This window comes from Streptomyces sp. NPDC096176, assembly GCF_044763255.1.
Taxonomy (GTDB): Bacteria; Actinomycetota; Actinomycetes; order Streptomycetales; family Streptomycetaceae; genus Streptomyces.
In genome coordinates this window covers 320,772-346,356 of the sequence record NZ_JBIWFV010000008.1, presented here as the reverse complement: position 1 = coordinate 346,356, position 25,585 = coordinate 320,772, and the positions used below count along the sequence as shown (strand labels likewise).

Sequence of the window (25,585 nt, the reverse complement as noted above, 5' to 3'; positions counted from 1 at the left end):
AAATCAACGGGGCGACCCGTAAATGGTAGAGAAGGACTTCACGTGATCGCGTCCCCCCTCGTCCCGGTACCGATCCCCGACCGTGTCGCCGTGATGATCGGCTCCTGCATGCCGGTCCACATCCTGCAGGCGGAGATCGACGCCGAGTGCGCCGCACGCGAGGTGGGCCTGTTCCGCGGCCCGCTCTGCGCGGAGGACCGGGCGGACAGGGAACACGCACTGTCCACGCTGGCACGGGCCAACAAGGTGCTGGCCGCTTATGACCCCCGGCTCACGGTCGGGCCGCGGCGCGGTCGCTGAACGCCCCGGTCCTTCACTTCTTCCTTCAGGCCGCCCCGTCTTGTTCGAGGGGCGGCCTTTCGTACCTTACCCAAAGGTAAGTTCACTCCGGAGCAAGGAAGCGCTGTGGCAGACGGTATCGGCAGCGAGCTGGGCGGCCTCGACTTTTCCGCGGTCTCTCCCGAGGAGTTCGCCAGGATCGTGAAGGGCCTGTCCGGCAAGGAGATCGGCGAGGTCATGCAGGGGGAGCTGCGGCAGCGCGGTGCTCCGTGAGGTCTTCGGGCGGATGCTGCGATCTCGGGCCGCCGCATCCGCTGACGCGGGGCGCTCGGGTGCCGGCGGGCGGGACCGGGGCGCGGGTCCGGGGCCAGAGTTCTGAGCCACGGGTCCGAGGCGCGGCCCCGGGGCGCGGGGGCGCGACGCTGGTTGCGGGGCTCGGTCCGCCCCACGGCGGCGGCCGGGAGGCGGGGTCGGGCTGCCGCCCTGAACATGTGCTCAGGCGCTGTCGACGGCCTTCAGGACCTGGTCCAGTTCTTGCGGCATGACCGCGATCAGGATGATCTCGTCCGCCGCCTCGCACTCCACGATCCGGGATCCCGGGTTGATGCCCAGCGCCTCGCGCACCGACGGTGCCCGCACCCCGGTGCGGCGCAGTCCGGCGGGGAGGGCGGACTTACGGCCGCCCCAGGATGCCTGCCACGTGAGCGGGCCCGCACCGATCAGCAGGCGCCCCGGTCGCCAACGCGAGCCGCCCGTGGAGCGCTTGAGCATGCACGGGATGCCCGCCTCTTCGCCCGCGGCGACGGCGGCCGCCCGCTGCCGGCGTCTGCGGAGCACCAGCCGGCCGACGAGAGCGGCGCACGCTGCGGCCACCAGCACTTCGATCAGTTCGATCACGTGTGCATTGAACCAGCTCCTACCGGCCCGGGGGCCGCCCTCGTCGGCTCACTCCAGGAAGGTGCCGTCCACGTACACCCAGGCGCCCTGCTCCCGTTCGAAGTTGCTGCGCTCGTGCAGCTCACCGCGATTGCCGTGGTGACGGTAGCGGGCGCGGAAGGTGACCGCGCCGGCCGTGTGGAACGCGCTGCCGTCCGTTGTGTCGACGATCTCGAGACCCGTCCACTGCATGCCGGTATCCAGTTCGAGATGCGGCGGCCTCGTCGACGAGTGCCAGGTGCGCAGCAGATACGCGGCGTCGTGGGCGACGAATGCGCTGTAGCGCGCACGCATCAGCAGTTCCGCGGTGGGCGCGGACTCCTCTCCGCTGTGGAACCGCCCGCAGCACCGGGCGTAGGTGTCCGGCAGGCCGCAGGGGCACGGCGAGTCTGCGGTGAGGGCGGGAGGCGTGGTGCCTTTGGTGCGTTTGATGCGTCTGGCCATGGCTTCATTTTCCAGCCATTGCGCGACCGGGGCTCCCGCGTGGCTTCCGAGTCGTGAGGGATCTCCGTATGCTCCAGCGCCGGGTGCGACAGTTACCAACGGTAAGGGGGCTCGGATGGATCGTTCTGGCACCTCCCGACGCAGTCCAGGACACCGCAACTCAGGACATCACGATGCAGGACACACCGGGCGCCCTACCTCACGGCGCACCTTCATGGCAGGCGCCGCCGGAGTCGGCGGCGCCGCGGCCCTCGGCAACGTGGGGGTCGCCCCCACCGCCGCGGCAGCCACCCGCCAGGTCTCGCCATCCCTTTCCGTCGCCGTCCTCGGCGGAGGCGTCGCCGGGCTGACGGCCGCTCACGAACTCGCGGAGCGCGGCTTACGGGTCACCGTGTACGAGCGCCGGGCCCTCGGAGGCAAGGCCAGAAGCATGGACGTACCCGACAGCGCGAAGGGTGGGCGCAGACCGCTCCCCGGCGAGCACGGCTTCCGTTTCATCCCCGGCATTTACCACAACCTGCCCGACACCATGCGCCGCATCCCCTTCCCCGGGAACCCGCGCGGCGTCTGGGACAACCTGGTCGCGCCGTCCGAGATGTCGTTCGCCCGCACCGGGAGCGAGGATCTGCGCATCCCCCTCCCGTGGCCCGGCCACCAGCCACCCGACCTCACCCTCGACGACATCCGCCGGGCACTGACCGGCCTGCTCGACACGGCCCTCGGCATCCCGTTCCACGAGACCGCGTACTTCGTGAACCGTCTGCTGGTCTTCCTCACCAGCTGCGACGAGCGCCGCGACCGTACGTGGGAACGCACGCCCTGGTGGGAGTTCATCAGGGCCGAGGAGATGAGCTACGACTACCAGCGCATCCTCGCCGTCGGACTCACCCGCAACATCGTGGCCACCAAGGCGGAGGAAGCCAGCACCCGCACGGTCGCCACCCTGCTGGAGGCCTTCGTCTTCAACGCGCTCGGGCGCGGGGCCGACGGGCCGCTCGACCGGATCCTCGACGCACCCACCAACGAGGCGTGGATCGACCCGTGGGTGGCTCATCTCGACTCACTGGGCGTGGAGTTCCGCGTCGGCTGGACCGTACGGGAGGTGCAGTACGCCTCCGGGCAGGTGACGGGTGTCGTCGTCGAGAACCCGCAGGGCGCGGGTGAGTCGGTGACGGCCGACCACTACATCTCCGCGATGCCGGTGGAGCACGCCCGGCGAACCTGGGGCCAGGAGCTGCGTGCGGCGGATCCGCAGCTCGCACGCTGCGACAAGCTGCAGACCGACTGGATGACGGGCATCCAGTTCTATCTGACCGAGAGAGCCCCGCTGCTGCACGGTCATCTCAACTGCATCGACTCACCCTGGTCGCTGACGGCCATCCAGCAGGCGGCGCACTGGCCGGACCGCGACTTCCCTGCCGACTACGGCGACGGTGTGGCGGTGGACTGTGTGTCCGTGGACATCTCCGAATGGGACCGGCCGGGCATCCTGTACGGCAGGACCGCCAAGCAGTGCACCCGCGCCGAGGTCGCCAAAGAGGTGTGGGCGCAGCTGAAGGCAGCGCTGAACGACACCGGCAAGGTGGTCCTCAAGGACAGCTCCCTGCACTCCTGGTTCCTCGACCCCGGCGTCGACGGCCTCGGCACCCCGAACCCCACCAACGACGACGAGCTCCTCATCCACCCCGTGGGGACGTTCCACAATCGCCCGCAGGCCGTGACCCGGATCCCGAACTTCTACCTGGCCGGCGACTACGTCAGTGTCGACATCGACCTGGCGACCATGGAGGGCGCCAACGCCTCCGCCCGCGCTGCGGTCAACGCGCTGCTGGACCGCTCCGGCTCCCCGGCTCCCCGCTGCACGATCACCCCCCTGTTCCGCGCCCCGGAGATGGAACCGCTCAGACGGCACGACCGCACCCGCTACCGTCTCGGCCTGCCCAACGCCTTCGACCTCGGCTGAACCGGCAGGCCCGGCCGACGGCCCGGCCGGGGCCGACGAGCAGCCCGCGACGCCGAGTAGCGTACGGGCATGAAGCTCACCATTCTCGGCGGCGGCGGCTTCCGTGTGCCCCTCGTGTACGGGGCGTTGCTCGGCGATCACGCGGAGGGCCGGGTTACGCGGATCGCCCTGCACGACGTGGACGCCGGGCGGCTGGACGCCGTCGCCGGAGTGCTCGCGGAACAGGCGGCCGCGCACAAGGACGCGCCGGAGGTCGGGGCGACCACGGACCTGGACGAGGCCCTGCGGGGTGCCGACTTCGTCTTCTCAGCGATCAGGGTCGGCGGGCTGGAGGGCCGCGCCGCCGACGAACGGGTCGCGCTCGCCGAAGGAGTCCTCGGCCAGGAGACCGTCGGCGCCGGGGGCATCGCGTACGGCCTCCGCACGGTGCCGGTGGCCGTGGACATCGCGCGCCGCGTCGCCGAGCTCGCCCCCGACGCCTGGGTCATCAACTTCACCAACCCGGCGGGCCTGGTCACCGAAGCGATGAGCCGCGTTCTCGGTGACCGCGTCATCGGCATCTGCGACTCGCCGGTGGGACTCGGACGCCGCGTGGCCACAACACTGGGCGCCGACCCGGCGACCGCGTGGATCGACTACGTCGGCCTCAACCACCTCGGCTGGCTGCGCGGGCTGCGCGTCGGCGGACACGACCAACTGCCACGGCTGCTCGCCGACACCGAGGCGCTGGCCTCCTTCGAGGAGGGCAGGCTCTTCGGCCCCGAGTGGCTGCGGACGCTCGGCGCGATCCCCAACGAGTATCTGCACTACTACTACTTCAACCGCGAGACCGTGCGCGCCTACCAGGAGGCGAAGCAGACCCGGGGCGCCTTCCTGCACACCCAGCAGGCCGGCTTCTACGAGGAGATGCGGCAGCCCGGCACGCCTGCACTGGCCACTTGGCGGCGTACGCTCGCCGAGCGGGAGGCCACCTACATGGCGGCGAACCGCGAGGCCGCGGGGATCGGCGAACGCGACGATGACGATCTGGAGTCCGGCGGATACGAGAAGGTGGCGCTCGCCCTGATGCGGGCCGTCGCCCGCGACGAGCGCACCACGCTGATCCTCAATGTCCGCAACCGTGGCACCCTTTCGGTGCTGGACGCGGACGCCGTCGTCGAGGTCCCTTGCTTCGTCGACGCCAACGGCGCGCATCCGGTCGCGGTCGATCCCCTTCCCCTTCACGCCGTCGGGCTCGTGACTGCGGTCAAGGCCGTCGAACGCGAGGTGCTGACCGCGGCGGAGAGCGGTTCGCGGGCGGTCGCCGTGAAGGCCTTCGCGCTGCACCCCCTGGTCGACTCCGTGAACGTCGCCCGCCGGCTCGTCGACGGCTACCGGGCCGAACATCCGGGCCTCCGCTACCTGAACCGGCCATAGGGGCCCTGACGTGTCGGGCCGGTAGCGCCGCCGAGGGCCCCGTACGGAGCAACGCACTCCTTACGTACCTGTGACGCCACGGCGCGGACCGGCGATCCGCGGGCTCTCCCGCCGTAGCGTCGCACTCATGCGTGTACTAGTCACAGGTGGCGCGGGCTTCATCGGCTCGCAGATCGTCACGGCGCTCTCCGCGCGAGGCCACGATCCGGTCGTGCTCGACGCCTTGCTCCCCGCGGCCCATCCCGGGCCCCCGCAACTGCCCGACGCCGAGTGCCTCCACGCGGACGTACGGGACCGGGCGGCAGTGGCGGGCGCGCTGCGCGGTGTGGAGGCCGTGTGCCATCAGGCGGCCATGGTCGGCCTCGGCACGGGCTTCTCCGACGCGCCCGAGTACGTGAGCTGCAACGACCAGGGCACGGCCGTACTGCTCGCCGCGATGGCGGAGGCCGCCGTGTCCGACCTCGTCCTCGCCGGATCGATGGTCGTCTACGGCGAGGGCCGCTACGACTGTCACCGCCACGGCCGGGTGCGGCCCGGACCACGCGCCGCCGCGGACCTCGCGGCCGGCCGCTTCGAGCCCCTGTGCCCCCGGTGCGGCGAGGAGCTGTCACCCGGTCTCGTCAGCGAGGACGCTCCCGTCGACCCGCGCAATGTGTACGCCACGACAAAGCTGGCGCAGGAGCACCTGGCGGCCGCGTGGGCGCGGTCGACGGGCGGCCGCGCCGTCGCCCTGCGCTACCACAATGTGTACGGGCCGGGGATGCCGCGCGACACCCCCTACGCCGGTGTCGCCTCCTTCTTCCGGTCCGCGCTCGAACGCGGGGAGGCGCCGCGTGTCTTCGAGGACGGCGGCCAGCGCAGGGACTTCGTCCATGTACGGGACGTCGCGGAGGCGAACGCGATCGCGATCGAGGCGGCCCACGGCATGGGGACAGGGACGCTGACCACGTACAACACGGGCAGCGGCACACCGCACACCGTCGGTGAGATGGCGTCGGCGCTCGCTGCGGCTCACGGCGGGCCGGCGCCGGTCGTCACCGGCGAGTTCCGGCTCGGCGACGTTCGGCACATCACGGCGGACTCGCGGCGGCTGGGCGCCGACCTCGGCTGGAAGGCGCGCGTCGGCTTCGCCGAGGGCATGGCCGAGTTCGCGACGAGCCGGCTGCGGGGTGCGGCGTGCTGAGCGCGGACATCGTCCTTCCCTGTCTGAACGAGGCAGAGGCTTTGCCATGGGTGCTGTCCCGGATCCCGGCCGGCTGGCGGGCCGTCGTCGTCGACAACGGCTCGACGGACGGCTCGGCCCAGATCGCGCGGACGCTGGGCGCGCACGTCGTCCACGAGCCGCAGCGGGGCTTCGGGGCCGCGTGCCACGCCGGGCTGGCGGCCTCCGCGGCGGAGTACGTGTGCTTCTGCGACTGCGACGCGTCGCTGGACCCCGGGCTGCTGACCGGCTTCGTGCGGCAGGTCGCCGAAGGCGGCAGCGACATGGTGCTCGGGCGGCGCCGCCCCCGGACACGCCGTGCGTGGCCCGCGCACGCCCGCGCCGGAAACCTCGTGCTCGCCCAAATGCTGCGCCGGCGCACGGGGCTGCGGCTGCACGACCTCGGTCCCCTTCGTGCGGCGCGCCGCACGGACCTGCTGGCGCTCGACCTGACGGACCGCCGCAGTGGATACCCGCTCCAGATGGTGGTCCGCGCCAGTGACGCGGGTCTGCGGATCACCGAGGTGGATGTGCCCTACCTTCCGCGATCGGGCAGGTCGAAGGTCACCGGTACCTGGCGGGGCACCTGGCACGCCGTCCGGGACATGAGCGCGGTGCTCGCGGAGCAGCCGCGTTCACTGGCGGCCGGAGGTGTGCGATGAACGGCGGCCGGGGTGCGGGGAACGGAACGCTGCTCGTCATCGCCAAGGCTCCGGTGCCGGGCCGGGTCAAGACCCGCCTGACACCCGTGTATTCGCCGCGGGAGGCCGCAGCCCTGGCGGAGGCCGCACTGCGGGACACCCTCGACGCGGTGCTCGCCGCGCCCGCACGGCGCCGGGTCCTTGTGCTCGACGGCGAGCCGGGGGCGTGGCTGCCGCCGGGCATCGACGTGGTGCCGCAGTGCGGCGGCGGGCTGGACGCGCGACTGGCCGCGGCGTTCGGACTGTGCGACGGGCCGGCCCTGCTGATCGGAATGGACACACCGCAGGTTTCCGCCGAACTTCTGGCTTGCGGGCTCCAGTTGGCACCGGGGGAGGCCGTTCTTGGTCCCGCGGACGACGGAGGCTTCTGGGCGTTGGGACTGGCCGAGCCGGACGGCCGACTGGTACGCGGCGTGCCCATGTCCACGCCGGACACAGGTGCAGTGCAACGGCAGCGACTCCTGCGCGCCGGACTGGCGGTGCGGGGACTGCCTCTGCTGCGGGACGTGGACACGCCGGACGACGCCCGTGCCGTGGCCGCCGCCGCCCCGCACACCCGGTTCGCCGACGCACTGGCCGCGACGACCGGGGCCGGGGCGCGATGACTGCGCCGGCCTGGCAGGCCGACCCGTACACCGACGCCCTCCGCACCGGCCGCGGCCCACTGTTCCTGCGGCGCCCCGACGGCTGGCTGCTGCCGCTGGAGGTGGAACGCTGGTGCGCGGAACCGGACACCGCCGACACCACCGTCCTGTCCCGCACCGGCCGCTCGGTCCTGGACATCGGCTGCGGCCCCGGCCGCCTCGTCGCAGCGCTCGCCGCGCGGGGCCGGACGGCACTCGGCATCGACGTGAGCCGCGAGGCGGTGGCGCGCACGGTACGCATCGGGGGCAGTGCGCTGCACCGGTCCGTGTTCGATCCGCTGCCGAGGGAGGGAAGCTGGGACACGGCACTGCTGATCGACGGCAACGTGGGCATCGGCGGCGATCCGCGGGCACTACTGCGCCGCGTGGCCGAACTCGTCGCGACCGAAGGCCAGTTGATTGTGGAGACCGCACCGCTGGACGTCGACGAACGCGTCCAGGTCCGCGTCTTCGACGGCGTCGACGCCCAGGGTACGGCCTTCCCCTGGGCCCGGGTGGGCGCGCCGGCACTCCTGCGGTACGGGCGGGAGACGGGGTGGTCCCTCCGTGACACGTGGGAGGCGGCGGGGCGGCACTTCGTGGCACTGCGGCAGGAGGCGGCGGTGTGAGGGCCGGCGCGTGACGCTGCGAAGCTGTTGCCCTGGGAGGCTCCGCCCCCCGAACCCCCTGCGTCTCGAGCTCCAGGGGGCCTCAGCCGGAGACCGCCCGCAGCGCGCCCCGGCGGCCCGTGCGGGTGTCGAGGGCCGCGGCGGTCGGTCCGTCCGCCGGCAGGTGGACCAGCAGCCGCTGATCGTCCTCGACCGCCGGCTCGAGCGTCTCGTGGTCGAGCCGAAGCTCCCCCCACCTCCGGGCGCACCGGGCGCGTCGCACCGTTCGCCCGCGGCAGCCCCGGCAGCGTCTCCACCGGTCGGTGAACGAAGCACCCGTCGTGACGGTCAGCTCGTCCGCGAGCGCGGCGATGTGGTGGGGCTCCGTGCCGCACGAAGCCCGGCGCGAGCGCCCGTTCGCAGCCGCTTGAGTCGCCTGAGCCGCTTGAGCCGCCCGCGGTGACACGGCCCCACGACTCACCGCACCTGCGGGGTGTCCGGCGGGCCGGGGGCGGGCGGACCCTGGTGCCGTCCGCCCCGTCGTGGCCGCCACCGCCTCGCGCGCAGCCGTCGCGCCACCGGCACGGCGGCGGTGATGACCGCCACCGCGGCCAGCGACAGGAGCCAGTTGCGCGGGTAGTCCAGAGGCAGGACCGAGGGGTTGCGCGGAGTGCCCGGGGCGAGCAGCACCGGCAGGGCGATCAGGGTCAGGCAGCCGGCCGTGACGAGCGCGCCGCGGAGCAGGCCGCGGGCCGGAAGCACGGCGAGCAGCAGGCCGGTGGCGATCACCAGCGGGGCGATGACGGCGTCGTGCACGACGACCGACCCGATCAGCCACAGGGCGACGTCCTTGATCTGCCCGCCGGTGGCGAGCAGCGAGAGGCCGACGGCCATCAGTGCGACGCCCGCGGCACCGAGGAGAACACGCATCACAGCACCTCCATCCCGCTGACCCACTTGGTCTGCCACACGCCCGGGCGGTTGGGGGCGATGATCCGGGCGGGGAAGCCGTGGTCCCGGGAGAGCACCTGCCCGTTGAGGCGCAGTGCGAGGAGGGTCAGCGGGTCGTCGGTGTAGCCCCCGCCCATCTCCATCACGCGGTAGGCGCCGCGTCGTTCCAGCGACACGACCCGCAGGCGCGTCCCGGGCCGCGCACCGGCCAGTTCCAACAGGTCCATCACGCGTACACCGGTCCATCGTGCCGATTTGCTCCAGCCTTCGACGCAGGCGATGGGCAGGGTCACGGTGTGCTGGGGCAGGGCGGCGAGCTCGTCGAGGCCGAGCTCGTACGACCGTGGGCCTGTGACGGTGAGCCGCCAGTCGGTCAGCGGCATCCCGCTCACGCCCGCCGCGGCCGCGGTGCGGTTGACGGGCAGGCCCTGCGGTCCGTGGTCGGGGTGCCGGGGCGCGAGCAGGTCGAGGCGGCTCAGCGGTGTGAACGACTGGCCGACGGTGGTCAGGGTCACTGCCCCGACGGCCGCGGCCACACCGGTGAGCAGGGAGCGGCGATCGGGTCCGTCCTCGGCGGGCAGCTCGAGCGTCCCGGCGGAGCGCCGGCTCCAGTGCGCCTTGATCTGCGGGTATTTGACGGCGATGTGCAGGACGAGGGCGCCCAGCAGCAGCCAGGCCACGGCGAAGTGCACGGGGACGAAGGAGAACGGCCACGGGTACCACTGCACGGTGTTGAGCAGCCCGGTGGTCAGCTGGAAGACGGCCGCCGCGACCAGCACGGCCACGGAGAGCCGTTCGAGGGCGTGCCGCACCGAGCGCAGCGGGGGCCACACGAACAGCCTCGGGTACACCGTCCACAGTTTGGCCAGCAGCAGAGGGATCGCCGCGATGCCGCTCGCGACGTGCAGTCCCTGGGTGACCCGGTAGCCCCAGTAGGGCCGGCTGGGCAGCGCGTCGGCGAGCCAGTCGGGCGGGCGTTGCAGATAGTGGCTGGTCACACCGGTCACGAAGCACACGGCGATCGCCACGCCGAGCCAACGACCGATGGCGGTGGCCGTACGGGCGTCATGCAGCCGGCCTTGGAACCTCGGCGGTCGGACCGTGGTCGGTGGTCGAATCCTCATGCCTCCATGAGAACGCCGCCGGGCACCGCGCGGGGTGCTGCGACACCTTACGGAATACGGACGTCAGGGGGCGTCTGCGCCGTTCCGGCGGCGCCGGCTGCGACGCTGAGCACGTGATCAACATGCGCTCACTGACCGCCGGTGTGCTCGTCGCGGCCCTGACGTCCGTGCTCGCCGTGACGGTCCTCAAGGACGGATATCTCACCGATCCCGCGGGCCTGTCGTGGCTGTACGCCGCCTGCTGGGCGCTGTTCGGCGCGGCGGCCTTCGCCGTACGCGGGGCACCGGTGCGGCATGCGGTGGCGCTGATCCTGGCGGGCGGGGTCGCGGTCGCGGCGACCGGGCTCCTCGCACCCCCGCGGACCAGCACCGACTCGTACCGCTACGCCTGGGACGGCCGGGTGCAGGCGGCCGGGATCTCGCCGTACGACAGTGCGCCCTCCGATCCCGCGCTCGCCGGTCTGCGCGACGACTGGCTCTTTCCGACCGGCACGGCCTGCGAGCTGCCCGAACGTGCGCGGATCGCCGGGCCCCGAGGCGAGGTGCACTGCACGCGCATCAACCGGCCGCGGGTCCACACGATCTACCCGCCGGTGGCACAGGGCTACTTCCTGCTCGTGCACACGCTCTCCCCCGAGGACGCCCGGCACAAGGCACTGCAGGCGGGCGGTGCGCTGCTCGCGCTCGGCACCACGGTCACGCTCGTGCTCGTCCTGCGCAGGCGCGGTGATCCACGGGCGGCCGCGTACTGGGCGTGGTGCCCGGCGGTCCCGATCGAGGCGGTGAACAACGCGCACGCCGATGTGATGGGTGTGCTGCTGGCGGTCGCGGGTCTTGCGGTGGTGGCGCGGGCGCGTGTCGGGGGCGGGGTGCTGCTGGGGGCGGCGGTGGCGACGAAGCTGCTGCCCGCGGTGGTGCTGCCGGGCGCTCTGTCCGGTGTGCGCCGGTGGCGGGACGCCGCGGCCGTGCTGCTGCCGGCCGCGGCCGTCGTGGCGGTGACGTACGCGGGGCACATGCTGTTCGCGAGCAGTTCGGTGCTCGGCTATCTGAGTGGCTACACGCAGGAGGAGGGCTACGCCGATCCGTCCGCGCGTAACCGCTACGCCCTGCTGCGCCTGGTGCTGCCCGACTCGTGGGCGCTGCCGGCAGTGGTGGCGGTCATGGTGGCGGTCGCGGTGTACGTGCTCCGGCGCGGCAATCCGGAGCGGCCCTGGAGCGGGGCGCTGCTGGTGACGGGGACGGCGTTCCTGCTGATGACGCCGGGCTATTCCTGGTACGCGCTGCTGCTGGTGGCGCTGGCCGCGCTCGACGGACGGTGGGAGTGGCTGGGGGTGGCCGCGGCGGGTGCGGCGAAGTACGTGACGGTCCACCTGGACGCGGACGGGGGGACTGTGGGCACGACGGCGTACGCGCTCGCGGCGGCGGCGGTGCTCGTGGGTTGTGTGGTGCGGCGGTCCCGCGCGGCGCTGCCGCCGGCCGCAGCGGTGGTGGCCGTGCCGGGGAGTGAGTCCGGGCGGGCCGCCGTGGGCAGGAAGGAGGAATGACCACTTCCGCCGCACGGTCCGACGTCCCGCGGACACGTTCCCGTCGTGCCCTGGTTGCCGGTTCCGTCGGCAATTTCGTCGAGTGGTACGAGTTCGGTGTCTACGGCTACTTCGCCACGATCATCGCCGCGAACTTCTTCACACCCGAGGGCGGCAGTGACGTCGAGGGGCTGGTGAAGACCTACGCGTCGTTCGCGCTCGCGTTCTTCTTCCGGCCCGTGGGGGCGGCGCTGTTCGGCCGGTTCGGCGACCGGATCGGACGCCGGCCGACACTGATCCTGGTCATCGGCCTGATGACGCTGGCCACCACCCTGATCGGACTGCTGCCCACGTACGCCACCGCCGGCGCGGCCGCGCCGTGGCTGCTCACCTTGTTGCGGATCCTCCAAGGTCTGTCCGCCGGCGGCGAGTTCGGGGGCGCGGTGTCGCTGATGACGGAGTTCGCGCCGCCCGGCAGGCGCGGTCTGTACGGGGCGTGGCAGTCGTTCACGGTGGCGCTCGGGCTGCTCGGCGGCGCGGGCGTCGCGGCGGTGCTGGCGACGGTGCTCTCGGAGGGCGCGCTCAACGACTGGGGCTGGCGGCTGCCGTTCCTGCTGACCCTGCCGCTGGGTGCGGTCGCCCTGTGGCTGCGGCTGCGGCTCGAGGAGACGCCCGTCTTCCGCAAGGCCGACGCGGAGCCGGTGGCGCCGCCGCCCACTGCCGAGGTGGTCAGGGCGATCCTGCTCGGTGCGGGGCGGATCATGGGCTGGGCGGCGGCGGGCTACACCTTCCTGGTGGTGCTGCCTTCCTACCTGCAGTCGGCTCTGAACGCCTCGTTCCAGGAGGCGCTGATCGCCACGGTCCTGGCCAACCTGGGCTTCGCCGCGTCGATCATCCCGGCGGGCCTGACAAGTGACCGGATCGGCCGGCGCACGGTGATGCTGACGGGGGCGGTGCTCGTCGTGCTGCTGGCGCTGCCGCTGATGAACCTCCTTCAGGACGCGGGCACTTCGACTGCGGCGAAGGGGGCCGCCGTCTTCGCCGCCGGAGCCGTGGTGGGCCTGCTGGCAGGGCCGGGGCCCGCGATGCTCGCCGAGATGTTCCCGACGTCGGTGCGCTGCACGGGTCTCGGTCTCGCGTACTCGCTGTCCAACGCGGTCTTCTCGGGGTGCGCGGGGCTCATCATCACGGAGCTGATCAAGCGTACGGACAATGTCGACATCCCCGCCTACTACGCCGCCGCGACATGCGCGGTCAGTGTGTTCGCGCTGCTCACACTGCGCGGCGACGACCACCGCAGGGCGCTGCGATGAGGGTTGTCGGGCTGATGTCGGGGACGTCGTTCGACGCGATCGACGCTGCGGCGGCCGACATCGCCCTGGTGGACGGCACTCTGGTCGTCACTCCGCTCGGCATGCTCGGCGAGAGATACGACGACGAGTTGCGGGCCGCGTTGGCGGCGGCGCTGCCGCCCGCCGCGACAACAATGGCGCAGGTGTGCCGGCTCGACACCCGCATAGGACAGGCCTTCGCGGCGGCAGCAGTCCGTGCCGACCGCGAACTCTGCGCGGGCCGCGCCGAGCTGATCGCCTCGCACGGTCAGACGGTGTACCACTGGGTGGAGGACGGGCGCGTTCACGGCACACTTCAGCTGGGGCAGCCCGCGTGGATCGCGGAGGCGACGGGCTGCCCGGTCGTCGCCGACTTCCGTCCGCGGGACGTCGCGGCGGGCGGCCAGGGCGCCCCGCTCGTGAGCCTGGTGGACGTGTTGTGGCTGCGCGGACGGCCGGGGGTGCCGGTGGCACTCAATCTCGGCGGGATCGCCAACGTCACGGCGGCGGGCGCGTCGGGCGATCCGGTCGCTTTCGACACGGGGCCCGCGAACGCGCTGATCGACGCGGCCGTCACGGACTTGACCGGTGGCCGGGCGGTGTACGACGAGGACGGAGCCCTGGCAGCGGCCGGACAGGTGCACGCACCGCTCCTCGAACGCCTGCTCCGCGAGCCGTACTACCGACTGCCGCCACCGAAGACCACCGGCAAGGAGCTGTTCCACGCTGACCATCTGCGTGCCGCGCTGTCCGGCTTCGAGGCTCTCGCGGCCGAGGACGTGGTCGCCACACTGACCCGGCTCACCGCGCGCACCGTCGCGGACGCCGTGCGCCCGCTCGGCGCGAGCGAGGTCATCGCCTCCGGCGGCGGCACACGCAACCCCGCCCTGATGTCGACGCTCCGTGCCGAGCTGGCCGGTACACCACTGCGCACCTCGGACGAGCTGGGTGTGCCGGCGGCGGCCAAGGAGGCGTACGCGTTCGCGGTGCTGGGGTTTCTGGCGGTGCACGGCCTGGCCGGGACCGTGCCCGCGTGCACCGGAGCGCGTGAGGCGCGGGTGCTCGGTTCTCTCACCCCGGGCAACCGGCCGCTGGTTCTCCCTCCCCCCTCGAAGCACACGGCCAACTCCCTCATCTTTACTCACCGTTGATGAGAGTCGTACGCTGCATCACCATGACCTCAGCCGGTTCTCCGGGCCGCCGGGCGGCCCTTCTCGCCACTGCGAGCGCTGTCCTGTCCGTCCTCCTTCTCGGCACGGGTACCGCGCCCGCGCGGGCGGAGGTCCGCGTGACCGACGCGGCGACCGTCGTGCCGGTGCAGACCACAGGGCCCGCGGACAAGCGCTTCAATCTCGTGGTGCTCGGCGACGGCTACACCGCGCGGGAGATGCCCGACTTCCGGGCGGACGTGGACAAGCATCTGAACGTGCTCTGGTCCACGGAGCCGTTCGCGTCCTACCGCTCGTACGTCAACGTGTGGGCGGTCGAACTGCCGTCGGCCGACTCCGGTGTGGACTGCGATCCCGGCCTCGACGCCCCCCGCCGCGACACACCGCTCGGCATGGGCTTCTGGGGCGGGTGCAACGCCGACAGCGTCCAGCGGCTGCTCACCGTCGACAGCGGCGCGGCGACCGCGCTCGCGGACCTGGTGCCCGGTACGGCCGACGCCAACCGGCAGATCGTGGCGCTCGCCAACAGCGACACGTACGGCGGCGCCGGAGGCACTTATGCCACCGCGTCCGGCGGCAACGCACTCTCGTCACTGATCACGCCGCACGAGATCGGCCACTCACTGGGCAAGCTCCAGGACGAGTACGACTACTACGCACGCGGCGTCCCCGGCGGCACGTACACCGGCGGCGAACCCGCCTCCGCGCACCACACGCTGCTCACCGAGGACCAGATGCGGCAGCAGCGCGCCAAGTGGTGGCGCTGGCTGGGCGAGGAGAGCGAGTCCGGCGGTGTCATCGGCCGCCATGAAGGCGGGATGTACAGCACCAAGGGCGTGTGGCGGCCCAGCAGGCACTCGATGATGAAGACGCTCGGCTACCCCTTCGACCAGGTCGAACGCGAGATCATGGTGCAGAGGATCTCCGCGAAGGTGAACCTGGTCGCAGACCACACGCCGAACACCGCAACCATCGGCGACGACCGCACGGTGTGGGTGGACACACTGCATCCGGTCGGGGGCGAACTCGACGTCGTCTGGCGGCTGGACGGCAAGCGGCTCCGTACTGCCGGTGACGCGCGCACGGTGGATCTGCGCCGGCTCGGGCTGGGGCACGGCACGCACACGCTGACGGCGACCGTCACCGATCCCACGCCGTTCGTCCGCGACCCGGCGATCCGGTCCTCCTCCGCACTGACCCGCAGTGTGTCCTGGACGGTGGACAGCTCCGTCACCACTCCCCCGGACACCGTGGCCCCCTCCTTCACGGGGCACACGGACACCGGCGCCCCGGTCGGCGCCGAGACGGTCGTCCACGCGGACACCACCCACCCCGCCCACCGCCGCGTGGCAGTGCGCTGGGCGGTCGACGGCCGTCCCGTGGCCAATCCGGGCAACGACCGCGACCTGGACCTCGGCGCGCTGCGCCTGCGGCCCGGGACCCATGAACTGACCGCCCGCATCCCCGGTACGAAGGCCTCGCTGGCCTGGACCGTGGACGCCTCCCCGGCGAAGGGGACGTACGAACTGTCCGAGCCGCTGCGCACGGTCCACCGGCCCGGCAGGCCCGTGGAGTACGTGTACGACGGCCCGTTCACGATGAAGCTGACCGCCCGCGACGACCACGAGGGCCATCCGGTGAGCGAGGTCCGGGTCGACGGCGACGGATGGCAGACGTACTACGGCTGGCCGACCGACGCCGACGCGCCCTACCGCTTCACGCCCGGCGGCACGGTGATCGACGACCTGGTGTACGGCAAGCTCGGCACGCCCAGGGTGGTGCCCTGGGACGACGCGACGCCGGACTACGGCACTCACACGATCGAGTACCGGACGGTCGACTCCGCAGGGAACGTGTCCGCTGCCAAGAGCTTCCTGGTGACGCTGCTGCCCCCGCGACAGCAGGTCAGTTGACGAGGAAGTCCGCCTTGCCGGACTTCGCTCCCTGTATGAACGCCTCGATCTCACCGGAGGTGTAGATCAGGGCCGGTCCGTCGGGGTCCGCGGACTGGCGCACCGCGACCCTGCCGTCGGCCAGTTTCATGGTTTCGACGCAGTTGCCGCCGTTGCCGCCGCTCCATGGCTTGTGCCAGCCCTCCTCACCCAGCTCGGCGGCCGGCATGCCGTTGTATATGCGTTCCATTCACAGCTCCTTGCGGAGATCGTCGAGGATCTCCTTCGTACGTTGCACCGACGCGGCCTGGGCCGCCATGCGGTCCATGACCTCGAGGTGCGTGGCGACCTCGGGGCGCGCGTCGAGATAGACGGCACCGGTCAGGTACTCGCTGTAGACCATGTCCGGGAGCTCGGGCACGGCGAACCGGAAGAGCACGAACGGCCCGTAGGTGCCGGGATGGTGACCGGCCGCGAACTCCGCGACCTGCAGGGTGACGTTGGGCAGTCGCGCACCCTCGAGCAGCTTGTCGATCTGGGCCTTCATCACGCCCGGTCCACCGACGGGACGGCGCAGCACCGTCTCGTCCATGATCACCCAGAGCTTGGGGGCGTCGGGCCGGGTCAACAGGGACTGGCGCTCCATGCGCAGCGCCACATGTCGTTCGATGTCAGCCGCTTCGGTGTGGCCGATCGCTCCGCCGAGCATGATCGCCCGGGCGTAGTCCTCGGTCTGCAGCAGGCCGGGCACGAAGTGGGGTTCATACGCACGGATGAGGCTTGCCGCGCCCTCCAAACTGACGTACATGCTGAACCAGTTCGGCAGAACGTCGTGGAAACGCTGCCACCAGCCCGGCCTGTTGGCCTCCTCGGCCAGCTCGACGAAACCGCGAGCCTCCGCGTCGGCGATCCCGTAGGCGCCCAGCAGCAGCTGCACATAGGGGATCTTCAGCGCGACCTCGGCCGTCTCCATCCTGCGGATGGTGCCGGGGGCGACGCGCAGCACCTTCGCCGCTTCCTCACGCTTCAGACCGGCCTGCTCCCGCAGATGCTGCAGGCGCTTGCCGAGGACGACCTGCCCCACGGTGGGGGCGGACCGCGGTTCACTCACTTCGAGACCTCCCCACGTGCTGTGTGCGAGCAGTGTGCCACGGGCCCCGGCGAATGAATATGCCCACTCTGAATTATTCATAGTGGGGCTTGCCAATGTGGTTGGTGCGGCGGGAGAGTGGTCGCGTGAACCGTGACGCGCTCGCCACCGAGCTCCTGGCACCCCACACGGAGCCCGAACCCCACCGGTACGCCTTCGAGTTGCCGGCGCGCGTCGAACAGGTCTCACGGGCGAGAAAGCTGACGTCCGCACGGCTGGAGAGCTGGGGCGTGGAGGGAGACCCTCACGACACGGCGCTGCTTGTCGTCTCCGAGCTGTTCACCAACGCCATCGTGCACACGGGTGGCCACCTGGTCGCCTGCGAACTCCTTTCCGGGGCCGACCGGTTGCGCATCACCGTGCAGGACCAGGGCACCACTCCGACCGGACCGCAGGTCTGCCGCGGAGCGGAGGGCGAACGCGGACGCGGGCTGCTGCTCGTCGAAACGGTCAGTTGTGCGTGGGGCACACACGACGCCGCGCCGGGCACCGGCCGTGTCGTCTGGGCGGAGCTGCCCCGGGAAGCCCGAACCACCCCGGAAGAAACGCCGTTGACCCGGGAATGGCCGTGACGAGGACCCTGCCGACGCTCCTCTCGCGGGGCGTTCGCCGCGACCACGCCGACCGGCTCACCCGGCTCGACGTGCCGGTCGGCCTCAGCGCCGATCTCGGGTGCGACGCCGTCGGCGTCCCGGCGCGCTACGGGTTCCGCCTGCTCGGCCGCACGCCGAGCAACGGCTGCGTCTTCGCCGACAGCAACTGGTGGTGGTGGCTCGTTCCGGCCGGCTCGGACCTGGATCTGACCTGGCCACTCCCTTCCCACTACGCCCGCGGTGCGCGGGTGCCGGCCCCCGACGCCCGGCTCATCCTCCGGCCCGAGGGGCCGAGCGTCTACACGCCGCCGATTCCGCTTTACCTGATGGCATGTCAGCTCACCGGCACGGCGCCGCTGTGGCCGGCCGGCGCGGGCGGCGCGGCACGGCGGTGAGCGGTTCGGACCACGGGGTCCGCCGGGCTGCGCGACGATCCGCCGGATAGGCTTCTGCCCATGTCAGAAGCCAATACGGGCCCCGAGCGGCAGGGCCTCACACCGCGCCAGGCCCGTCGTGTTCGCATAGCCCTCTCGGCCGCCATCATGATCGCCGTGGCGGCAACGCTGGTGCTGCGACTGGGCAGTACCCACTCGGTGCTCACCGTGGGCTTCTACGGCATCGCGCTGATCCTGTCCGGCAGCGCACTGGTCCTCAGCCGCGCGGGGCGCACACGGTGGGCAACGCTGGTGCTGGGCGTGGGCGTCGCGGTGGCCGTCGTGGCGGAATGGGCCGTGGCGTCGCTGCGGTAGGTGCGCAGTCCGGGCAGATCAGACCCGTCCGAGGTCCGCCGGGCGGATCGGGGACCGGACGGGCCACCGGGTCAACCGCTGGAGACCGCTCGCAGATGGGACTTGCCGCGGACGCCGCCCGGCACCGCGGCCGAGTGGTTCTCGCGCAGGACCAGCGTCATCCGGGTGAATCCCTTGGCCTGCAAGGTCGTCGGCGTCTCGTCGATGATCCGGCAGTCGGTGCGGCCCCAGCGCGGGTCGGGGTGGTTCACCGGCCGCACCGCCCCGTCGTGGTGGATCGCGAGGGCACCCACCGTGCTCATCCAGTGCGACAGGCCGCACCGGTAGGCGGCGTCCATGATGGGGTCGTCGGCGATGTCGTCACGAATGGCTTGAAGCGCACCGTCGTCACCGTGCTTGTCGAGTGCCGCGGCGAGCTGCGCCATCAGCGGCAGGCACCAGTTCGTCTCGTGCTCGACGAGGACCGTGCGCGCGTCGGGGTGGAACAGTGCGAACCGCAGGAAGTTCTGCTGCGGCATGGCGGTGGCGTGCGGCCTGATGCCACGGAACAGCGCATCGAACGCGGGGTTGCTGTGGGCGACGTCCCAGCGCCGGTCGAAGAGCACGGACGGCAGCGGCACCGCGTCCATCATCGCGGCGTAGTCGCGCAGGTACGCGGCCGTCGCGGAGTCGACGGAGTCGGCCGGCTGCGCGGGCTGCTGCGGCTCGGGCGGCCGTACGGGCACCGGCGGCTGGACGGGCGCGGTGGGACGGGCGGGCGCGGGTCGGCCCGGCGGTCCCGACGGCGGTACCGGTCCGGACGGCCGGACGGGAGCGTTCCACTCGGAGGTGCCGCGCTGCACCGTCGGCGTGTCCCGGTCGACGGCGAGGCGCAGCAGGCGGCCGCGCTGCTGGTCGTTCAGCTCCAGGGCGTCGATCAGGGCGCAGAGCGTGTTCTCCGACCACTCGCGGCCGGGCGTGCGCTCCCAAGTGGCGTACACATAGGCGGCGATGCCGAGACGGACCGCCACGTCCTCGAGGCTCAGGCCCAGCTCCTCGCGACGCCGCTTGAGCGCGTCGCCGAGCCGCTTCGTACGGGCCGCGACCCGTGTGCCTCCGGCGCAGCTCAGGCGCCCTGGACCACTTGGACGTTCGACGCCCGCCTCGTGTGTCATCGAGAACGCCACCCTTCTCGAAGCTTCTCGCAAGTCTTGCAAGTCCTGCCGCGGCGACGCCCCTTTGGATCTTCACCCCGTGTGGCGATCCTGCTACCGCCGACCGGAAGATGTCAACTATCGTGGCATTCAGCGCGACTGAGCGCATAATTCGCGCCACAGCTGTGGCAAGACCTGGCTGCCATGGCCCGAAAGGGTTAACCTCCGGGCAGCCCCTCAGGATGCGGGGCCACCTCGCGTGATCTAGGAGACCTACTGGTGACAGACGGCTTCTCGGTTCCGGGTCCGACGGCCACAGGCCCTCTGGCGGCATCGATTGCCCGGGTCTCCGAACTTGCGGACAAGCTCGGAATGAGCCATGGCGAGGTCTTCGACGTCCACAATCTGTCCGAGGCCTCGGGAGTGCCCACCGACGTCGTGCGTGCCCTCCTCGACGGACGGCCGGCAGGCGAACCGGACCTGCAGGCACGCTTCTTGCAGCGCTTCGACCTGCTGCGCAGCACCCGGCTCAAGCCCAACGGCCGCCGGTACACCCAGCAGGAGATCGCCGACGGAGCGGGCATGTCCCGTCAGCAGGCCGGCGCCCTGATCAACGGGGACCGCCGACCGACGATGGAGCACTGTGACGCGATTCAGCGCTTCTTCAAGGTGCATGCCGGCTTCCTGACCGCCGACGACGCCGACGCGCTCGACAGCGCCCTTCAGCGCACCGAGCAGAGTCTGCTTCAGGACTTCGCCGGCGACGGCGACCCGCTCGAGCGGCTGCTGCAGGACCACGGCGTGCGCGGGATCGCGTGGCGCGCGGCCCAACTGCCGACGGACAAGCACCGGGACAAGGTGACCGAGTGGCTCGACATGCTCCTGGAGAGCGTGAAGCCGGGGCCGGGCACCTCCGGAGAGCGCTGATTTCCGGACAGATTTCCTTTTGTACGTGTCTCAACAGGTTCTGACGGGGAGAGGAGAGCGGTGAGCATAGGCAAGGAGATGCGCCGGCTGTGCGGCGAGTTGGTCGGCGGAATCGATCTGCCTGCCCCCGCGGACCCGGCCGACCTCTACACCGCCCTGTGCGAGGGCATGAGCAAACGGCGTGGCAGGCCCGTCCGCTACCGCATGGCCGCCTTCCCGCCGGGCACCGCCAGTGGCCTGTGGCTCGACATGGCGGAACAGGACCTCGTCGTCATCGAGGAGCGCACCGCCCCCGACCACCAGCTGGTGATCCTCGGCCATGAGCTGTGGCACATGAACGCCGGGCACTGCAGCCACCACGTCGAGGGCGCGGCCGTCGCCGCACGGCTGTTGTCCGACGAAGCCGATCTCCAGGCCACCGTTCTCAGGGTCGCCGCACGTACCCGCTTCGACCAGGAAGAAGAGAACCAGGCGGAGAGCTTCGGGCTGCTTCTGGGCAGCAAGTGCCGGGCCTGGCTCGCCGGTGCGACCGGTCGCGGGCCGGTGCGGCGCGACGGACTCGCGGGCCGTATCGAGGCGTCCTTGGGATATCGCGGGCCACAGGGCTGAGGCGTGGAAGGTCCGGACTACTACATACCCGCCGCCGCTCTGGGATTCGCACTCGCGTTCAAAATCCCGGGGATGCGGCGCGACTGGCGCGACCCGCTGCTCCGCTCCGTCTGCGCCCTGCTGGTCCTCGGCGCGTCCACGTTCTTCTTCGCCGCTCCGCCCACCATCGCCGCCGTCAACCGCATCACCGGCGTACCCAACTTCTCCGCGCCACTGGTCTACTGCATCCTGACCGCGTTCAGCGCGTCCTGCCTGGTACTGCTCGTCAACTGGCGCGGCGGGCCGCCCGCGGAGACCCGGCGGATCTCCCGCCGCTGGATCGGCGCCTACAGCGTGGTCGTCGTGGCCCTGCTCGTCCTGTTCATGCTGGGCGAGGCCCCCGTCGAACGGCTGCGGGACCTGGACACGCACTACGCCACGACGCCGTACATCCGCGAAATGATCGTGCTCTACCTCGTCGCCCACAGCGTGGCGGCCGTGGGCATGACCGCACTGTGCTGGCGCTGGTCCCTGAAGGTCAGCAGCTGGCTGCGCGGCGGACTGGTGATCATCGTCATCGGCTCGCTGTTCAACCTCGCCTACGGGGTGAGCAAGTTCTCCGCCGTCTTCGCCCGCTGGGCGGGCCTGGACTGGGACGCGCTCTCCACCCTGGCCGCGCCGCCGCTCGCCTCGGTCGGGGCACTACTGAGCGCCGTCGGCTTCATCCTGCCGCTCATCGGCCAGCGCATGTCGGACACCTGGCACGCCTGGGCCTCGTACCGCCGCCTGGGCACCCTCTGGCGCGAGCTGCGCACCGCTTCTCCCCAGGCCACGCCCTCCGTACGGATCTCGCTGTTCTCCCCCGTCGAACTGCGCGTCACGCAGCGCGAGTCCGACATCCACGACGGGATACTGCAGCTCGGCCCGTACTTCGACCGGGAGCTGCGTGCCCGGTCCTACGACCGGGCCGTCGCCGCCGGCGCCGCCCCGCGGCAGGCCCAGGCGGTGGCGGACGCGGCCATGGTCGCCGACGCCCTGCGGGCCCGGGCCGCCGACCCCGAAGGACAGATCATGAAGTCGGCCGAGCTTTACCCATCCGCGACAGCCGAGGGACCGCGCGATCTCGTACGGATGTCCCTCGCGCTGCGTCATTCACCCGTCGTCGAAGCAGCGCGCACGCGTGCGGCAAGGTCGGAGAGCGGCACCCCATGAGCAGCGACCCTCTGAGCAGCGATCCTCTGAGATACGGCCGGGCCACGGCCCGCAGAGCCGTCGTGATCGGCGGCGGCCTGGTCGGCATGCTGGCGGCCGGTGTGCTCCGCGAGTACGTCGACCAGGTCACGGTCGTCGACCGCGACACCCTCCCCGAGGGGCCGCGGCCGCGCAGGAGCCTGCCCCAGGCCCACCACGCCCATCTGTTGTGGTCCGGCGGCGCGCGGGCGATCGAGTCGCTCCTGCCGGGCACCACCGACCGCTGGCTCGCTGCGGGCGCCCGCCGTATCCCGCTGCCCACCGGGCTGGTGTCGATGTCGGCACACGGCTGGTTCCGGCGCTTCCCGGAAATGCAGTTCGTCATCGCGTGCAGCCGGGACCTGCTCGACTGGGTCGTACGGGAACAGATCGTCACCGATCCGCGGATCGTCGTCCTCGAGCGCACCGAGCTGCTGGGCCTCGAGGGCAACTCCGGGATCGTCGACGGCGTACGGCTGCGCGGCGAGGCGGGGGACGAGCGGGTGCTCGCCGCAGACCTGGTCGTCGACGCGAGCGGACGCGGCTCGCGCGCCCCGGAATGGCTGCGGTCGCTGGGGCTGCCCAAGGTGCGCGAGGAGAAGGTCGACTCGGGCCTCGCGTACGCGAGCAGGATCTTCCGCGCCCCCGACGGCTCCGACGAGTACCCCGTCGTCAACGTGCAGGCCGACGCCCGTGAGCCGCGACCCGGCTGCACCGCCACCATCGTGCCCCTCGAGGGCCGGCGCTGGCTGGTGACCTTGTCCGGCACCCGCGGCGGGCAGCCGACGAACGCCGCCGACGAGTTCGAGGACTTCGCCCGCTCCGTCCGGCATCCCATCGTGGGCGAGCTCATCGCCCGCGCGGAGCCGCTGACCGAGGTCGTCGTCTCCCGCAGCACCGTCAACCGGCGGCGCTACTACGAGAAGGCCGCCGACTGGCCGGAGGGCTTCGTGGCGGTCGGTGACGCGGTGGCCACCTACAACCCCGTCTACGGGCACGGGATGTCGGTCGCCGCCCAGGGCGTCCTCGCGCTGCGCCGGGCACTGGCCGCGCACGGCGTGGCGTCGCCGGGACTGGCCCGCCGGGTGCAGCGGTCGCTCGCCGGGCCGGTCGGCACGGCGTGGGACCTGGCCACCGGCCAGGACATCCTCTATCCCGGCGCGATCGGCAAGGACCCCGGCATCGCGGCGAAGGTGCTGCGGAGTTACGTCGACCGGCTGATGCTGACGGCGACGGGCCGGCCCCTCGTCGCCAAGGCCCTGTTCGACGTGATGACGCTGTCCGCGCCGACGAGTTCGCTGCTTCGGCCGGAGGTCGCGCTGGCGGTGCTGCGCGGGCCGAAGCTGCCGCCGCTGCAGGGTCCGCCGCTGAGCGACGACGAGCTGCGGGTCGCGAACGAGCGCCGCGGCGAGCGGGAGGCCGACCCGGCGGACGCATGAGGTTCGGGGCGCGGCGGGTGCGTGCGTGACCGCTGCACGGGGCGTTTCCCCGACCCCGCCCCTTCCCCTCGGTGCCGACGTGCGGCTGGGCCGCATTGCGGGGCGGCCCCGGGCCTCGCAACGCGGCTCCGTGCTGTGCCCTCGGGGTTTCTGCCCGGCACATCCAGCCTCGCCGGTGGTACCTCCCACGGCCGCCGCCAAGCCGCAGGAGGAGATCAAGGCGCGGGGGTTCGGGGCGGAACCCCGACGAGGGCGCGCGTCGAGGCGCGGGGCGCCCGGGGCGGAGCCCCGGGGATCAACCGGCGGCGGGGCCCCCGCATCGCCTAGGCTCGGCGGCAATATGAACGGCAATCCATCACGCGGGCTCGGCGGCCACACGGCCCGCCGGACGCCGCTCGAGCCGAAGGCGGACCGGGAGACGGTGCGACGGCACAACCTCAGCCTGGTCCTGCGGGCGGTCCGCGACCAAGGCGAGGCGACCCGGGCCGGCGTCTCCGTGCGCGTGGGACTGACCCGTGCCGCCGTCTCCTCGCTGGTCGAACAGCTGCTGGAGAGCGGCTTCCTGTCCGAGTCCGGCAAGACGTTCAGCGGCCAGGCGGGGCGACCGGGCACCGTTTTGAAGGTCGCTCGCACCGGCCTCGCGGGCATCGGCGTCGAGATCAACGTCGACTTCGTCTCCGTCTGCGTCGTCGACCTGGCCGGCACCGACCGGGTTCGGCTCGTCGAGCACTTGGACAACCGGGGTTCGGCGCCCGAGGAGGTCTTCGGCCGCGCCGCCCGGATCGCCGCGCGGGCGCTCGCGTCCGCCGCCGAACAGGACCTGCGGCCGGTCGGCGCGGCGCTGGCCCTGCCAGGTCTCGTCTCCGACGGCACGGTGTGCCAGGCGCCCAACCTCGGGTGGACCGCGGTGGCCGCGGCGGCTCCGTTCGCCGAGGCGCTCGCCGCGCTGCGGCCCGGGCTGCCCGCGATGGCGGTCCGCTCGGAGAACGAGGCGAATCTGGCGGCGCTGGCCGAGCTGTGGTTCGGCGGCCTCGGGGAGGCCCGCAGCTTCCTGTACCTGACGGGCGAGATCGGCGTCGGCGGCGCACTGGTGCTGGGCGGCGAACTGCTGCGCGGGGTCAACGGGTTCGCCGGCGAGATCGGTCACGTCTGCGTCTTTGACGACGGCCCCCTGTGCCGCTGTGGTTCACGCGGCTGTCTGGAGCAGTACGCGGGCCAGTCGGCGCTGCTGCGCGCCGCCGGTCTCGACGAACACGCCGGTGCCGCGGGCGTCGCCGAGCTGGAGCGCCGCGCACGCGCGGGTGACGACGCGGCGCTCGCGGCACTCGCCGGGGCGGGCACCGCGCTCGGCCGCGTACTGTCCGGCGCGGTGAATCTCTTCGACCCGGACGCTGTCGTGCTGGGCGGCATCTACCGCCGGCTCGTGACATGGCTGGCTCCACCGGCGGACGCGGAGCTCGAGACCCGTGTGGTCTCCGGCCTGTGGCGGGCCGCCGGTTCCCGCCTCCGGGCCTCCTCCCCCGCCGCGGACGCCGCCCGCGGCGCGGCGGCCCTCGTCGTCCAGGACGTCCTCGCCGACCCGGTGGCGTACGCGCCGCGCACCCCGCACTGACGC

27 protein-coding genes and 1 pseudogene are annotated in these 25,585 nt (G+C 72.1%); 20 read left to right on the top strand and 8 right to left on the bottom strand.

Annotated features, from left to right (window positions below):
- The first annotated feature begins 93 nt into the window (after window positions 1-93).
- Together ACIQ7Q_RS23975 and ACIQ7Q_RS23970 are read left to right on the top strand one after the other, a co-directional pair.
- Window positions 94-300: a hypothetical protein gene (locus ACIQ7Q_RS23975; RefSeq protein WP_403865849.1), complete on the top strand. Its 207-nt coding sequence runs from the start codon at window positions 94-96 to the stop codon at window positions 298-300.
- 105 nt (window positions 301-405) lie between these two features.
- A pseudogene (locus ACIQ7Q_RS23970) lies at window positions 406-568 on the top strand (acyl-CoA synthase); the annotation flags it as partial.
- A gap of 206 nt (window positions 569-774) precedes the next feature.
- On the opposite strand, the gene ACIQ7Q_RS23965 reads toward ACIQ7Q_RS23970, so the two are convergent.
- Window positions 775-1,176, bottom strand: coding sequence for a hypothetical protein (locus tag ACIQ7Q_RS23965; protein ID WP_403865647.1), 402 nt, complete (start codon window positions 1,174-1,176; stop codon window positions 775-777).
- A 48-nt stretch (window positions 1,177-1,224) separates the two neighbouring features.
- Window positions 1,225-1,659: a YchJ family protein gene (locus ACIQ7Q_RS23960; RefSeq protein ID WP_403865644.1), complete on the bottom strand. Its 435-nt coding sequence runs from the start codon at window positions 1,657-1,659 to the stop codon at window positions 1,225-1,227.
- Window positions 1,660-1,873: 214 nt separating this feature from the next.
- On the opposite strand from ACIQ7Q_RS23960, the gene ACIQ7Q_RS23955 reads away from it, so the two are divergent.
- The 6 genes from ACIQ7Q_RS23955 (at window position 1,874) to ACIQ7Q_RS23930 (ending at window position 8,192) form a co-directional block, all read left to right on the top strand.
- Complete coding sequence (locus ACIQ7Q_RS23955) at window positions 1,874-3,622, top strand: FAD-dependent oxidoreductase (RefSeq protein ID WP_403865641.1); 1,749 nt, start codon at window positions 1,874-1,876, stop codon at window positions 3,620-3,622.
- 69 nt (window positions 3,623-3,691) lie between these two features.
- Window positions 3,692-5,038 carry a 6-phospho-beta-glucosidase gene (locus ACIQ7Q_RS23950; RefSeq protein WP_403865638.1) on the top strand — a complete coding sequence of 449 codons (1,347 nt, stop codon included), beginning with the start codon at window positions 3,692-3,694 and terminating at the stop codon, window positions 5,036-5,038.
- Between the two features lie 127 nt (window positions 5,039-5,165).
- Window positions 5,166-6,221, top strand: coding sequence for an NAD-dependent epimerase/dehydratase family protein (locus ACIQ7Q_RS23945; protein WP_403865635.1), 1,056 nt, complete (start codon window positions 5,166-5,168; stop codon window positions 6,219-6,221).
- Window positions 6,215-6,901 (top strand): glycosyltransferase family 2 protein, encoded by a 687-nt coding sequence (locus ACIQ7Q_RS23940; RefSeq protein WP_403865632.1) that lies wholly within the window; start codon window positions 6,215-6,217, stop codon window positions 6,899-6,901. The genes ACIQ7Q_RS23945 and ACIQ7Q_RS23940 overlap by 7 nt, the downstream gene beginning before the upstream one ends.
- On the top strand, window positions 6,898-7,545 hold the full coding sequence (locus ACIQ7Q_RS23935; RefSeq protein WP_403865629.1) for a DUF2064 domain-containing protein: 648 nt from the start codon (window positions 6,898-6,900) through the stop codon (window positions 7,543-7,545). The genes ACIQ7Q_RS23940 and ACIQ7Q_RS23935 overlap by 4 nt, the downstream gene beginning before the upstream one ends.
- Window positions 7,542-8,192: a class I SAM-dependent methyltransferase gene (locus ACIQ7Q_RS23930; protein WP_403865627.1), complete on the top strand. Its 651-nt coding sequence runs from the start codon at window positions 7,542-7,544 to the stop codon at window positions 8,190-8,192. Before ACIQ7Q_RS23935 ends, ACIQ7Q_RS23930 begins: the two co-directional genes overlap by 4 nt.
- An 82-nt stretch (window positions 8,193-8,274) precedes the next feature.
- Here the strand turns inward: ACIQ7Q_RS23930 and ACIQ7Q_RS23925 are convergent, their stop codons facing one another.
- From ACIQ7Q_RS23925 to ACIQ7Q_RS23915, 3 genes are all read right to left on the bottom strand, one after another.
- Window positions 8,275-8,454 carry a hypothetical protein gene (locus tag ACIQ7Q_RS23925; protein WP_403865625.1) on the bottom strand — a complete coding sequence of 60 codons (180 nt, stop codon included), beginning with the start codon at window positions 8,452-8,454 and terminating at the stop codon, window positions 8,275-8,277.
- A 194-nt stretch (window positions 8,455-8,648) separates the two neighbouring features.
- Window positions 8,649-9,101, bottom strand: coding sequence for a hypothetical protein (locus tag ACIQ7Q_RS23920; protein ID WP_403865622.1), 453 nt, complete (start codon window positions 9,099-9,101; stop codon window positions 8,649-8,651).
- Entirely contained in the window at window positions 9,101-10,246 is a 1,146-nt protein-coding gene (locus ACIQ7Q_RS23915) for a molybdopterin-dependent oxidoreductase (protein ID WP_403865619.1), read from the bottom strand. Before ACIQ7Q_RS23915 ends, ACIQ7Q_RS23920 begins: the two co-directional genes overlap by 1 nt.
- A gap of 122 nt (window positions 10,247-10,368) precedes the next feature.
- Between ACIQ7Q_RS23915 and ACIQ7Q_RS23910 the strand changes: the two genes are divergently transcribed.
- From ACIQ7Q_RS23910 to ACIQ7Q_RS23895, 4 genes are read left to right on the top strand one after another with little or no spacing between them, the layout of a single operon-like run.
- The gene (locus ACIQ7Q_RS23910) at window positions 10,369-11,790 is read left to right on the top strand and encodes a glycosyltransferase 87 family protein (protein ID WP_403865846.1); all 1,422 of its coding nucleotides are present in this window, start codon (window positions 10,369-10,371) and stop codon (window positions 11,788-11,790) included.
- Entirely contained in the window at window positions 11,787-13,082 is a 1,296-nt protein-coding gene (locus ACIQ7Q_RS23905) for an MFS transporter (protein ID WP_403865616.1), read from the top strand. Before ACIQ7Q_RS23910 ends, ACIQ7Q_RS23905 begins: the two co-directional genes overlap by 4 nt.
- Window positions 13,079-14,251, top strand: a complete 1,173-nt coding sequence (locus ACIQ7Q_RS23900; protein WP_403865613.1) for an anhydro-N-acetylmuramic acid kinase — start codon at window positions 13,079-13,081, stop codon at window positions 14,249-14,251. Before ACIQ7Q_RS23905 ends, ACIQ7Q_RS23900 begins: the two co-directional genes overlap by 4 nt.
- Window positions 14,252-14,274: 23 nt before the next feature.
- Entirely contained in the window at window positions 14,275-16,182 is a 1,908-nt protein-coding gene (locus tag ACIQ7Q_RS23895) for a M64 family metallopeptidase (RefSeq protein ID WP_403865610.1), read from the top strand.
- Here ACIQ7Q_RS23895 and ACIQ7Q_RS23890 read toward each other — a convergent pair.
- Entirely contained in the window at window positions 16,175-16,411 is a 237-nt protein-coding gene (locus ACIQ7Q_RS23890) for a DUF397 domain-containing protein (RefSeq protein ID WP_403865607.1), read from the bottom strand. The two genes, ACIQ7Q_RS23895 and ACIQ7Q_RS23890, sit on opposite strands and share 8 nt — an antisense overlap.
- Window positions 16,412-17,272, bottom strand: a complete 861-nt coding sequence (locus ACIQ7Q_RS23885) for a helix-turn-helix domain-containing protein (protein WP_403865604.1) — start codon at window positions 17,270-17,272, stop codon at window positions 16,412-16,414. It abuts the gene before it with no gap.
- 95 nt (window positions 17,273-17,367) lie between these two features.
- On the opposite strand from ACIQ7Q_RS23885, the gene ACIQ7Q_RS23880 reads away from it, so the two are divergent.
- The 3 genes from ACIQ7Q_RS23880 to ACIQ7Q_RS23870 are packed head-to-tail and all read left to right on the top strand — an operon-like array spanning window position 17,368 to window position 18,653.
- Window positions 17,368-17,883, top strand: a complete 516-nt coding sequence (locus ACIQ7Q_RS23880) for an ATP-binding protein (protein ID WP_403865601.1) — start codon at window positions 17,368-17,370, stop codon at window positions 17,881-17,883.
- Window positions 17,874-18,299 carry a hypothetical protein gene (locus ACIQ7Q_RS23875; RefSeq protein WP_403865598.1) on the top strand — a complete coding sequence of 142 codons (426 nt, stop codon included), beginning with the start codon at window positions 17,874-17,876 and terminating at the stop codon, window positions 18,297-18,299. Before ACIQ7Q_RS23880 ends, ACIQ7Q_RS23875 begins: the two co-directional genes overlap by 10 nt.
- Before the next feature lie 60 nt (window positions 18,300-18,359).
- Window positions 18,360-18,653: a hypothetical protein gene (locus ACIQ7Q_RS23870; RefSeq protein ID WP_403865595.1), complete on the top strand. Its 294-nt coding sequence runs from the start codon at window positions 18,360-18,362 to the stop codon at window positions 18,651-18,653.
- A gap of 71 nt (window positions 18,654-18,724) precedes the next feature.
- Here ACIQ7Q_RS23870 and ACIQ7Q_RS23865 read toward each other — a convergent pair whose 3' ends face one another.
- Window positions 18,725-19,807: a helix-turn-helix domain-containing protein gene (locus tag ACIQ7Q_RS23865; RefSeq protein ID WP_403865593.1), complete on the bottom strand. Its 1,083-nt coding sequence runs from the start codon at window positions 19,805-19,807 to the stop codon at window positions 18,725-18,727.
- 258 nt (window positions 19,808-20,065) lie between these two features.
- Here ACIQ7Q_RS23865 and ACIQ7Q_RS23860 point away from each other — a divergent pair, with 258 nt between their 5' ends.
- From ACIQ7Q_RS23860 to ACIQ7Q_RS23840, 5 genes are all read left to right on the top strand, one after another.
- Window positions 20,066-20,713: a helix-turn-helix domain-containing protein gene (locus ACIQ7Q_RS23860; RefSeq protein ID WP_403865590.1), complete on the top strand. Its 648-nt coding sequence runs from the start codon at window positions 20,066-20,068 to the stop codon at window positions 20,711-20,713.
- Window positions 20,714-20,791: 78 nt separating this feature from the next.
- Window positions 20,792-21,322, top strand: coding sequence for a toxin-antitoxin system, toxin component (locus ACIQ7Q_RS23855; protein ID WP_403865843.1), 531 nt, complete (start codon window positions 20,792-20,794; stop codon window positions 21,320-21,322).
- 3 nt (window positions 21,323-21,325) lie between these two features.
- A complete protein-coding gene (locus ACIQ7Q_RS23850) occupies window positions 21,326-22,513 on the top strand; it encodes an MAB_1171c family putative transporter (protein ID WP_403865587.1) in 1,188 nt (395 codons plus the stop codon).
- Window positions 22,510-23,970, top strand: coding sequence for an FAD-dependent monooxygenase (locus ACIQ7Q_RS23845; RefSeq protein ID WP_403865584.1), 1,461 nt, complete (start codon window positions 22,510-22,512; stop codon window positions 23,968-23,970). Before ACIQ7Q_RS23850 ends, ACIQ7Q_RS23845 begins: the two co-directional genes overlap by 4 nt.
- Window positions 23,971-24,310: 340 nt before the next feature.
- Window positions 24,311-25,582: an ROK family protein gene (locus ACIQ7Q_RS23840; RefSeq protein ID WP_403865581.1), complete on the top strand. Its 1,272-nt coding sequence runs from the start codon at window positions 24,311-24,313 to the stop codon at window positions 25,580-25,582.
- Window positions 25,583-25,585 lie beyond the last annotated feature (3 nt).